The organism is Candidatus Cryosericum septentrionale (assembly GCF_003570995.1).
GTDB lineage: Bacteria > Caldisericota > Caldisericia > Cryosericales > Cryosericaceae > Cryosericum > Cryosericum septentrionale.
Genome location: NZ_QXIY01000008.1, coordinates 78,493 through 90,386, shown reverse-complemented (window position 1 = coordinate 90,386; position 11,894 = coordinate 78,493). Strand labels below are relative to the sequence as shown.

At 58.5% G+C, this 11,894-nt stretch carries 7 protein-coding genes and 1 pseudogene; 4 read left to right on the top strand and 4 right to left on the bottom strand.

Features of this window, described 5'->3' with window-relative positions:
* Positions 1-414: pseudogene (locus tag SMC1_RS02530) on the top strand (methylmalonyl Co-A mutase-associated GTPase MeaB); the annotation flags it as partial.
* Positions 411-821, top strand: a complete 411-nt coding sequence (mce, locus tag SMC1_RS02525; RefSeq protein ID WP_119085235.1) for a methylmalonyl-CoA epimerase — start codon at positions 411-413, stop codon at positions 819-821. The pseudogene SMC1_RS02530 and the gene mce, both read left to right, overlap by 4 nt.
* Before the next feature lie 79 nt (positions 822-900).
* Here the strand turns inward: mce and SMC1_RS02520 are convergent, their stop codons facing one another.
* Positions 901-1,242 (bottom strand): hypothetical protein, encoded by a 342-nt coding sequence (locus SMC1_RS02520; protein WP_119085234.1) that lies wholly within the window; start codon positions 1,240-1,242, stop codon positions 901-903.
* Positions 1,243-1,723: 481 nt separating this feature from the next.
* On the opposite strand from SMC1_RS02520, the gene SMC1_RS02515 reads away from it, so the two are divergent.
* Both SMC1_RS02515 and proC read left to right on the top strand, forming a co-directional pair.
* Positions 1,724-4,588, top strand: a complete 2,865-nt coding sequence (locus SMC1_RS02515; RefSeq protein WP_119085233.1) for a PAS domain S-box protein — start codon at positions 1,724-1,726, stop codon at positions 4,586-4,588.
* Positions 4,589-4,677: 89 nt separating this feature from the next.
* Entirely contained in the window at positions 4,678-5,490 is an 813-nt protein-coding gene (gene proC / locus SMC1_RS02510) for a pyrroline-5-carboxylate reductase (RefSeq protein ID WP_119085232.1), read from the top strand.
* Between the two features lie 115 nt (positions 5,491-5,605).
* Here proC and SMC1_RS02505 read toward each other — a convergent pair whose 3' ends face one another.
* The 3 genes from SMC1_RS02505 to SMC1_RS10850 form a co-directional block, all read right to left on the bottom strand.
* A complete protein-coding gene (locus tag SMC1_RS02505) occupies positions 5,606-6,541 on the bottom strand; it encodes a hypothetical protein (protein WP_207799271.1) in 936 nt (311 codons plus the stop codon).
* Between the two features lie 298 nt (positions 6,542-6,839).
* Entirely contained in the window at positions 6,840-10,346 is a 3,507-nt protein-coding gene (locus SMC1_RS02500) for a stalk domain-containing protein (protein ID WP_119085230.1), read from the bottom strand.
* Positions 10,347-10,504: 158 nt separating this feature from the next.
* On the bottom strand, positions 10,505-11,894 hold a 1,390-nt coding region (locus SMC1_RS10850; RefSeq protein ID WP_243626455.1), incomplete at its 5' end, for a stalk domain-containing protein.

The following is an 11,894-nucleotide window of genomic DNA, read 5'->3' as shown; positions in this document are numbered from 1 at the left end:
AAGGCAGGTATCATGGAGATCGGGGATCTGTTCATCGTCAACAAGGCGGACCGCGATGGAGCAGACCGTACGGCAACGCAGGTCGAATCTGTCCTGCAACTGTCGATGACGACGGGCTGGAACCCGCCCGTACTCAAGGTGTCGGCCGAACAGAACACGGGCATTGAAAGCGTTGTGGACACGATCGAACGGCATCACGCGCATCTCGTGGCCTCTGGGAAGCTGGGTGCACTCAAGATACGGATGGCCAAGCTCGACGTGCTCGAGATTCTCAAGGCGCGCCTGGCAGACACGATGAAACAGCAGCTGGACCAGCCGGCAGTTCAGGCCGAGCTGGAGAAGGTCGCCAGCAAGCAGAGCGACCCGTACTCGCTGGCAGACATCATCTTTGAGCAAAGCTGGAGGAACACATGAACCTGAAGAACATCGATCATATCGGAATTGCTGTTACCAACCTGCAGGAGTCGCTATCATTCTGGGAGACATCGCTGGGTATCGAGCCACATAGTATCGAAGAGGTGGCTGAACAGAAACTGAGAACGGCGTTCCTGCCCGTCGACGGCACGGAGATCGAGCTGCTGGAGCCTACCAGTGCGGACAGCTCGGTCGCCAAGTTCATCGAGAAGCACGGCGAGGGTCTGCATCACATCGCGATCCGAGTCGACGATATCGAAGCGGCTCTCGCGGAGCTGAAAGCCAAGGGTATCCAGTTGATCGACGAGACGCCTCGCAACGGTGCGGGCGGGGCCCGGATAGCGTTCGTTCACCCCAGGGCAACGCACGGCGTTCTTCTTGAGTTGTGTGAGAGGAAACAGAAGTAGCGTAGAGGATATCCAAGAAGCAAGCGCCCCGGGAAACCAGGGCGCTTGCGATTTATGCGACTATGGTGAGACGGAACGTCTAGAACACGAGAGGAACGTAGCCGTTCCGGATGCACTCCGAGATGATGCCTCCCACCTGATCGATCTCGCACCCCAAGCTCTTGATGGCATCGCTCACGACCGGGTCGTCTGCGAACGTATTGCAGGCGACGGGATGAGCAATAATCTTGAAGATCTCCGCACCGAGGTCCCGGATCTCCTTGTCCTCGACGAGAAGTCGTTCGAAAGGGCCAAACAGAATGACGCGCACATCATCAAACCAGTGGTTGTCATGGGTGTTCTTGGCGTACATCAAGCCGGCGATGGCTTTCTCGCGTTCGGCCGTAGACAGTATGATCAAGATTTTGCGTACTGGCTCCATTGTTTGCCTCCTATTCCCCGGCGAGCACGCGCCGGGTCGCGAATACGTGTTCAGAATCCAACTACTACAATATGTATAGCAGCGCAGCGTTTTGCGTCAATGGTTCCGTGGGGCAAGCCGGTGAATGGCAAGACGCGCATTTGTCCACATCGCTGACGTGTCAACTCACGTAAGAATGGAGGTGGACCAGCACTCTTCTACCATCCTTCACCTCCAGTTTTCATGAGTTTACGGAGGTAGTTCACCTCTACGTTGGATGAGTCGATGCAGCACTTGACCCGTTCTGTGCCACGACTATCCTGAGAGCAGGATCGTGCGAGTCCCCCACTTTTCGCGCGTGTGGCAAGAGAACTGCCATTCGACGAAGTCAAGGAGAGTTCAGGAGCAAAGCGAATGCAAAGAACATGCACAAGACGGTCGCGGGCAGTGCGGGGGGCTTGCGTTGCCAAACGTGCCCCGGAAACAGGCAAGAGGGGCGATCATGATTGACAAGGAAATTCGTTCTGGCGAGGATTCCTTAGTGCAGAAGCAGGCGGAGAAGGCGCTGCGAGATGGCGAGGAACGCTACCGTACAATGATCGGCAATCTTCCCGGGTTTGTCTATCGTCGCGAGAACGACCGCGACTGGACCATGTCGTTCATCAGTGATGGGTGCAGGGACATAACGGGTTATGCACCCGAAGATTTTCTGCACAACAAGAAGTTGACCTTCAACGACATAGTTCACCCAGACTACCGGGAGCGGGTGTGGCTGAATGTGCAGGATTGTCTTCAGCAGAAAAAGGCTTTCCAACATGAGTACCCCATTGTCGTCGCCAGCGGAGAAACCGATCATTGGGTGTGGGAGCGAGGGAGAGGCATCTTCTCCGATGCCGGGCAGTTGCTCTACATAGAAGGATTCATCAGCGACATCACCGAGCGCAAACAGGCAGAGGAAACACTCTACAATGAGCGATTACTGCTTCGTACACTTATCGATAATATTCCGGATTCAATTTATTCCAAAGACTTGGCCTGCCGCAAGACACTTGTCAACTCAGCTGAAGTACGCTACATCGGAGCGAAATCGGAAGCTGATGTTTTAGGCAAGGACGATTTCGGTATTTATCCAAAAGAACTTGCGGAGAAGTTCTTTGCTGACGATCAATTGGTGATACAAACTGGTGAGCCAGTGCTCAATAGGGAAGAGTATATATTTGACGAGAAACAACAGAAACGTTGGTTGCTCACCTCTAAACTTCCATTGCGGAACCAGGACGGCCGGATTGTCGGTTTGGTAGGTATCGGTCGCGACATCACGGACCGCAAGCGGGCAGAGGAAGAGACTCAGCGGGAGCGAGCGTTTTTCGACCGACTAGTGGAGACAGCCCCGGAAGGCGTTGCGATCACCGATAGCCAAGGCCGGGTCATGCGGGTAAACGCGGAGTTCGTGCGCATGTTTGGCTATGGCGTTGATGAAGCCGTCGGACGAAGCATCGACGACATGGTGGCACTTCCCGGGCGCGAGGAAGAAGCCAGAACGATCACAAGGTCTGTCGGTGAAGGGGAAACAACTCTTCTGGAAACGGTGCGGCGCAGGAAAGACGGCACCCTCGTTGATGTGTCCCTCATCGTCGCACCTATTCTCATCGCAGGGAAGCAGGAGGCGGTTTATGCCATCTACCGTGATATCACGGACCGCAAGCGGTCGGAGGAGGCGCTGCGGGAGAGCGAGGCGCTCTACCAGTCGCTCGTCAAAGTGTCGCCCCTGAGCATTTGCCGCAAAGACCTGTCAGGACGCTTCACCTTTGCCAATCAACGCTTCTTGGAAGCGTTGAACCCATCACTGGCTGACCTCATCGGCCTGACTGATTTTGACCTGCACCCGCCGGAGTTGGCTGAGAAATATCGGCGTGACGATCGAGCCGTGATGGACAGCGGGCAAGCTCGGGAATTCATCGAAGAGCGTGTCGTCCTCGGCGGTGAATCGAGGGTCATCCAAAGCTACAAGACGCCGATTTATGACGGTGCCGGGAAAATCAACGGCGTGCAGATCTCCTTCTGGGACATCACCGAGCGCAAGCAGGCGGAGGCAGAGAAGGAGGCCTTGCAGGCGCAGCTTCACCAGTCCCAGAAGATGGAGGCCATCGGGACACTGGCAGGAGGGGTGGCACACGACTTCAACAACTTGCTGACCGGCATCCTGGGCAACATCGCCCTGATACGCGGGGGTCTGCTTGCTGCCGACCCGTTGCTGGAAAACCTGAATGCAGCCGAGACCGCTGCCCGTCAGGCGGCGGACCTCACGCAAGGACTGCTGACCTTCGGCCGCAGTGCCATGGTCCTGCCGCTGCCCATGAAGATCGCGGACGCGCTCGATGCGACCCTGGCCATCCTGAAGCAATCGCTGCCGGCAACCATAGATATCGTCCGCGACTACGAGCACACGGCCTGGAACGTCCTGCTGGACCAGTCGCAGATGATGCAGATCTTGCTCAACCTGGCAGTGAACGCACGGGATGCCATGGAGGGCAAAGGGATGCTGACGATACGTGCCAGGAACGAGGTTGTGGGGGAGGAATACGTCCAGACCCATCCGTTTGCACGCACAGGGGAATTTATCCGCCTGAGCGTCACGGACACCGGTCCCGGGATTCCGCCAGCAATCCTGGAGCATCTCTTCGAGCCCTTCCATACGACCAAGCCAATAGGGTCCGGCACGGGGCTGGGCCTCTCCATCGTCTACGGTGCCGTCAAGCAGGCCGGCGGCTGGATCACGGCAGTATCCACGGAAGGCGTCGGGAGAACCGCCCCTCAGAAGTACCCCTCAGAAGCACCCCTCGGATTGGGAGAACATCCTCGGGGGGATTGGAAGAACATCCTCGGGGGCATTGGACAAACATGTTCGGGGGCGACCTTCGACATCTACCTCCCTCGATGCCTGGAAGAACCCAGGCAGTCCTTTGCTCCCGCATCCATCCCTGTGAACGCAGGCAGCGGAACAGTCCTGGTGGTCGAGGATGAGCCAATCGTGCGCACGGTCACTCAGGCTCTCCTGAGCAGGAGCGGGTATACGGTCCTGACAGCGGCGGACGGGGCATCGGCCCTGAACGTCCTGCGGGATCACCCTGTAGGCATCGGACTCATCCTGCTGGACATGACTATGCCGGGCATGACCACCAACGAAATCGTGCGGGCCATCCGTGCCCTGGACCCCACGGTCCCCATCCTGCTGAACTCCGGGTACACCTCTAACGGCGCCGTCAGGCGGATGCTCGAGGAGAACAGTGTCCAGGGGTTCCTGGGCAAGCCGTATGACCTGCACCAGCTGGTGGAGAACGTGCAGAAGTTGATCTCCAGAGGTTGATCGGTCTGCCGGACACAATGAGTCGATGCGCTCATGGCATCATGCAGCGAAAGGCGGTATGATTTGATATCCGTCAAGGAGGTTGCCGCATGAGTGACAGGCCAAGAATCTCGTTTATCGGCGGAGGTGTCATGGCCAAAGCCTTCGTCGAATCGCTCCTAGCCAAGGGTATTGTGTCCGAGGACGACGTGATGGTCAGTTCTCGTAGCTGGGCTACGCTTGAGGTCATGCGCGAGCGAAACCACGTTCACACGACGCTCTCCAACCGTGAGGCAGTCCAGTTCGGGGACATTGTTCTCCTGGCGGTGAAGCCCCAGAATCTCGAGCGTGTTTTTGCTGACATCAAGGGAGCCATGCGGCCGGAACAGGTGCTGTTGTCCATTGTTGCTGGAGCCAGTATCGAGAGGCTGAGGGAAGGTACAGGTCATGACCGTATCGTGCGATGCATGCCCAACACACCCGCCCAGATCGGTGCAGGGGTGAGTGTCTGGATGGCCGGCTCCCAGGTAACGCAGGAGGACCGGACGCTGGTCCGTTCGGTGCTTGGTGCAGTGGGTATCGAGATGGAAGTCGACGAAGAGCAATACGTGGACATGGCAACGGCAGTGAGCGGCACCGGGCCCGCGTACGTTTTCATGTTCATCGAGGCTTTCGTGGACGCCGCCGTACACCTTGGATTTCAGCGCGACATAGCGTTGGAGCTGGTGTTGCAGACAATGGAAGGCTCGCTCAAGCTCGCTCGGTCCAGCCACAAACATGTTGCTGAGCTCAAGAACTTCGTCACGTCGCCAGGCGGGACCACTGCCGAAGCACTCTATGAGCTGGAGAAGTGCGGATTCACGACAGCCTTGTCAAAGGCCGTCTGGGCAGTCTACCAGGGTACCCTCACCCTGAAAGGCTGACCGCTGTTCGAGTCAGCTGGGATTCCGGTTCCTGGTGGCCACTTATGGGCCTGCTGGTACAGCGCGACCTCTCTGACTGTTAGTGCTGGATTGTTCGGCGGCCGATGCTGGAAAGTCAGGAGCGCAGCCTGATATCGTTGGCTGCCAAGTCACGGTCGATAAGTCCATCGCGTTCGAGGGCGGCCACAATGCGTTCCAGCCAGGGCCCATCGGTTTCTTCTTCCGTTGGGAACAGGAGGGTCCGTAGTTCTGTGAGCCCCATTGTCTGGTCAGACGGAAGGCCGCGCAGAAGCTCGACGATGCGGCCACGCCAGATACGGTTCGGCTTGCCCCGGTGAGAGGGCTCGGAGACTCGGGGTGGAACAGCCTCGGCAAGCCTGAACGCTGAACGGCAGGCCTTGGTGACGGGGCAGAACAGGCATCGGGGGGCACGTGCCGTACAATACTGCGCGGCGATGTCCATGCAGGCCTGGTGCCATTCCGAACTGCGCCCGCGGGGATACACTTCACTGGCGACATGCAGCAGCTGGGATTCAGGCATGACCTCGACTGTTGTCGTGAGTTGCCCGAAAATCCGGCTGTATAGCCTGCGGATGTTGACATCCAGAACGATGACATCTCGATGGAACGCAAATGAGAGGACGGCCGACACCGTGTACGGGCCGAGACCCGGGAGCGACCGCAGGTCATCGGCGGTGTCCGGGAGAAGCCCGCCAAAGCGCTCGACGACGGCGCGCGCGCAGTCTCGCAGCCGCAGAGCCCTGTTGTTGTAACCCATGCCCTGCCATGCACGGATGATGGTTGCATTGTCTGCGGCTGCAAGCGCGTTGAAGTCAGGATACTGCCGAAGGAAGAGGGGTAGTTTCTCCTGGATGCGAGCTGTCTGGGTCTGCTGGAGCATCGTCTCGGACACGAGAACGACATAGGGGTCGGGATTGGGGACTCTCCACACAAAACGACGTGCGTGAGTCGCATACCAGCCCAGAACCATTGCCTGCACGCGCTCCACGGCGGTCAGATCGACCGAGAGATCAGCGCCTGCGCTCCTCACAGCCTTCCGGGCGGTGGCACTCTCGATGTATGATGTGTCATCCGGGCGTTTCATGAATGCAGTATAGCAGGACAAGCGTTTGCAGCGAAAGTTCAGACAGCGATAATGGATAAGACAGCGTGGACCGCTTTGCCGGCCGCGCAGCGCGGTGAAAGCAAGGAGTTAGCGCCCCATTGTAGCCCCCATTCTCTCAACAAAGGGTCTCACTGGGGTTGAGCTCTTGATGGAATTTCCGTGGCACGGAGAAAACGCAACCCCCGGTCAGGGTCACTGACCGGGGGTTGCCCGTCACTCTATCCTACGGTGTGTACGTTATCGTTATCGTCTGGGTAGCCGCATTCCACTGGACGTCCAGCGCGAGTGATTCTGCGACAAACCGGAGAGGAAGGAGCGTCCTTCCACTCCTGATGATGGGCACGACCTTGGAATCGATGTCGATGTTGACTGACTTGCCATTCAGCTTCGCCACGTTCTTGCCGATCCACAGGTCCAATGTCTTGCCTTCTCGCATGATCGTGACCTTCTGTGCTGACGCATTCCAGACGATAGTCCCTCCCGTGGCCTCGACAACTGCCCGGATGGGGAGAAGGGTACGCGAATTGAGGATGATGGGGGCTGCTTCCAGGGCAACGGGGCTCCCATCCACGTACATCGTCCTACTGCCAATCTTCAGCTGAATGACTCTCTTGACCTTCGCAGCAAAGGATGCTGTGATGTTCTTGTCTGCATCCATCGTCACAGTCGCCGGGTTCTTTGTGCCGGAGAGAACCCCGGACCAGCCGGTGAAGACGTAGCCGGCAGCCGGAGAGGCAGTAAGCGTGACGACTGTACCAGCGGCGTAGGAAGCAGCCTTGGGAGACCGGTCGATCGATCCGCCGGTAGCAGGCGACGCAGTGGTCGTGAGCGCATACGAAGACACGGCACCATACGGGAAGACGCCAATACCACCGGCATACAGCATGCCGGGAGTCAGGGGGTCGATGGCAAGACAGAAGGCTGGCATACGGTCAGTGTTCACCGCTGTCCATGTGTTGCCCCTGTCTGTAGAACGGAAGACACTGTCATAGATGCTGGCATACAGGGTGGTAGGGGTGAGAGGGTTGATGGCAAGAGACGTGAAGCCCTGATTGGCAAGACCGGAGTTCACTGCAGTCCAGGTGCTGCCGGTGTCCATGGAACGGAAGACGCCGCCATTCTGGGTGCCTGCATACAGAGTGGTAGGGGTGAGAGGGTCGATGGCAAGGTAGTTGACACCGCTGCCGGTCGTCAGACCGGTATACACCGCCGTCCATGTGCTGCCGCTGTTGACGGAGCGGAACACGGTACCCATTTGGGCACCGGCATACAAGGTGGAGGGGGTTGCAGGGTTGATGGCAAGACATTCAACATATTCGTCGGTGAGACCGATGGCCGACCATGTGTCGCCGCTGTTTGTGGAGCGGAAGACACCACCATGGATACCGACATACAGGGTGGTGGGGCTAAGAGGGTCGATGGCAAGAGCCACGACATACGTGTCGGTGAGGCCGGTGTTCACCGCTGTCCATGTGTCGCCGCTGTTCGTGGAGCGGAAGACGCCGCCATTCTGGGTGCCCGCATAAAGAGTGGTGGGAGTGAGAGGGTTGACGGTAAGGCATTTAACATACTCGTCGGTGAGACCGATGGCCGACCATGTGTCGCCGCTGTTGACAGAGCGGAAGACGCCACCGCCGCTGCCGGCATACAAGGTGGTAGGGGTGAGGGGGTTGATGGCAAGAGGCGTGATGCCCTGATTGGTAAGACCAGCGTTCACTGCAGTCCAGGTGGTGCCGCCGTTGACGGAGCGGAAGACGCCACTAGCGTAGGTCCCAGCATACAGGGTGCTGGGGCTGAGGGGATCTATCGCGAGAGAGTTGACGTCCTGATTGGTGAGACCAGGGCTCACCGCCGTCCATGTGTCACCGCCGTCTGTGGAATGGAAGACGCCGTCATCGGTGTTGGCATACAGGGTGCTGGGGGTGAGGGGATTCATGGCGAGAGAGTTGACGTACTGATTGGTGGGACCAGGGCTCAAGGCCGTCCATGTATCGCCGCTGTTTGTGGACCGGAAGAGACCACCGACCCAACCACCCGCTTCGGACTCTCCCGCCATGACGACATACAGGGTAGTGGGAGTCAGAGGGTTGATGGCAAGAAAGCTGGCCTCGTAACCAGTGAGGCCGGTGCTCACCGCGGTCCAGTGGTCACCCCTATCCATGGAACGGAAGACGCCACCAGTGCCACCGGCATACAGGGTGGTGGAAGTGAGGGGATTGATGGCAAGACAGTAGACACCCTGCTGGTAGACAGTCTGAGCGACAAGCCCAAGTCCAGTGTTCACCTCCGTCCATGTGTCGCCGCCGTTGACGGAGCGAAAGACGCCGCCATCCTTATCGGTGCTGGCATACAGAGTGGCAGGATGCAGGGGGTCGATAGCAATATCCAGAACATCCTTGTGGGTGAGTCCAGTGTTCACCGCTGTCCAGTGTTCACCGCTGTCGACGGAACGGAATATGCCGCCGCCCGTTTCGGGCCGCGTATCAACACCGATACTGCCGACATACAGGGTAGTGGGGGTAAGAGGGTTGATGGCAAGACATGTGACAGTCCCTTGGGTAAGGCCGGAGTTCGCGGCTGCCCATGTGTCGCCGCTGTTGACGGAGCGGAAGACCCCGCCGCTGGTACAAGCATACATGGTAGTCGGTGTGAGAGGATTGATGGTAAGGGACGTGACCGCCGCTTGGGTGAGTCCAGTGTTCGCGGCTGCCCATGTGTCGCCGCTGTTCGTGGAACGGAAGACGCCGTTATTGGTGACGGCATACAGGGTGGCGGGGGTGAGAGGGTTGATGACGAGAGAGAAGACACGTTGAGCCATGAGTCCAGTGTTCGCTGCCGTCCACGTGGCGCCGCTGTTCGTGGAGCGGAAGACACCGCCACTATCGGTACCGGCATACAGCGTGGTGGGAGCCTTGGGGTTGATGGCAAGACAGGAGACAAGCTGAGCGGTAAGTCCCTTGCTCGCTGCCGTCAAGAGAGCGCCGCCGTTGACGGACCGGAAGACGCGGCTATCGGCGCCGGTGTACAGGATAGAAGGGGTGACGGGGTTGATGGCAAGACAGGAGACCGACCCAGAGTTCACCACTGTCCAGTGGGAGCCGCTGTCCGTGGAACGATAGATACCATAATTGTCGCTGAGGGCATACAGCGTGGAAGGAGTGAGGGGGTTGATAGCCAGACAGTAGACACCCTGCTGGTAGACAGTCTGAGCGACAAGTCCAGTGTTTACCGCCGTCCATGTGTCGCCGCTGTTGACAGAGCGGAAGACTCCGCCACCGGTGATCACATACAGAGTGGAGGGAGCTTTGGGATTGATGGCAAGAGAATTGACGTTCCGATTCGTAAGGCCGGTGTTCACCGCCGTCCATGTGTCACCGCTGTTCGTGGAGCGGAAGACTCCGCCGCCGGTGCCGGAGTACAGGGTGGTTGGGACCTTGGGGTTGATGGCAAGACAGGAGACAGACAAGTTGGCGAGACCTGTGTTTACCGCCGTCCATGTGTCGCCGCTGTTGACGGAGCGGGAGACGCCACCATCGGTGACGGCATACAGGGTAGATGGGGTGATGGGGTCGATGGCAAGAAAGGAGACGCTGCCCCCATAGAGCGGAGGGAGCCGTGTCCAGGTAGCCGTATCTGCCGCCTGCGCGATGGGGGTACCGACCAGCACAGCCGAAAAGCTCAAGGCAAGACACAAGACCAGGATCAATGCGAAGCGGACGGATCGTTTCATAACCAAAGCCTCCTTTGAACTCCTGTGTTTCTCGTAGCATTACGGCCACCGTAACCTCGCGTGCGAAGAATAACAAGCGTTCTGCTCCTCGGGCTATTCAGGGCCGTGTGACCAACCTGGTCAGTCCCTCTGACCCAGGGGTTTCGTATCGCTTCCTGCTACGGTGTATACGTTATCGTGATCGCCTGGGTAGTCGCATTCCATTGGACGTCCAGCGCGAGTGCTTCGGTGACAAACCGGAGAGGAAGGAGTGTTCTTCCACTCCTGATGATCGGCACGACCCTGGAATCGGTGTCGATGTTGACCGACTTACCATTGAGCGTCGCTACGTTCTTGCCGATCCACAGTTCCAATGTCTTGTCTTTCCGCACAATGGTGACCTTCCGTGTCGACGCTTCCCAGGCGATGGTCCCTCCAGTGGCTTCAACGATTGCCCGGATGGGGAGGAGGGTGCGCGAATTCAGGATGATGGGGGCTGCTTCCAGGGCAACGGGGCTCCCATCCACGTACATCGTCCTACTGCCAATCTTCAGCTGAATGACGCTCTTCGAAGCAGAGACAACACCATACCGGAAAACGTCGAGCCCGGTGATGGCATACAGGGTGGTGGGGGTAAGGGGGTCGATGGCAAGGGAACGGATCCTCCGATTGGTGAGACCGGTGTTCATGGCCGTCCAGTGATCGCCGCTGTCCATGGAACGGAAAAGTCCATCCCAGGTACCGGCATACAGCGTCGTGGGGGTGTGTGGGCTAATGGCAAGAGTATAGACATCGTGGTTCATGAGACCGGTGCTGACTGCTGTCCAGGTCGTACCGCTATCCGTGGTGCGGAAGGCGCCACTACCCCAGATACCTGCATAGAGGGTAGTCGGCGTAAGGGGGTCGATGGCAAGACAGTAGACCTTGGCAATACCAGTCTTCACAACCATCCAGTGGTCACCGCCGTCTGTGGAGCGGAAAATGTCGCCGGTCGGTTCCGGCCCTGTGCCAGTACCGCTACTGCCGGCATAGATGGTACCGGGGGTGTGGGGGTCGATGGCAAGAGAGTGGACCTCCGTATTAGTAAGACCGGTGTTCACGGCAGTCCAGTGGTCGCCGCCGTCCATAGAACGGAAGACGCCAGCCCCCCAGGTACCAGCATACAAAGTGGTGGGTGTCTTCGGGTCAATGGCAAGACAAGAGACCTGCGACTTGGCAAGACCAGTGTTCACAAGGGTCCAGTATTCGCCGCTGTTGGTGGAGCGGAATACGCCGTACCTGGCGCCTGCATATAGGGTGGTGGGATTGATGGGGTCGATAGCAAGACACTGGACACCCTTAAGACCAGTGTCCGCCACGGCACCCCACGTGGCGACGCCGTTGACGGAGCGCAAGACGCCCATTTCGGTACTGGCATACAGCGTCGTGGGGGTGAGGGGGTCGATGGCAAGAGAATAGGCACCCAGGAAGTCAAGACCAGTATTCAGCATGGTCCAATGGTCGCCGCTGTCCACGGAGCGGAAGATGCCACCACCATTGGTGCCGGCATACAGCGTAGTTGGGGTGAGG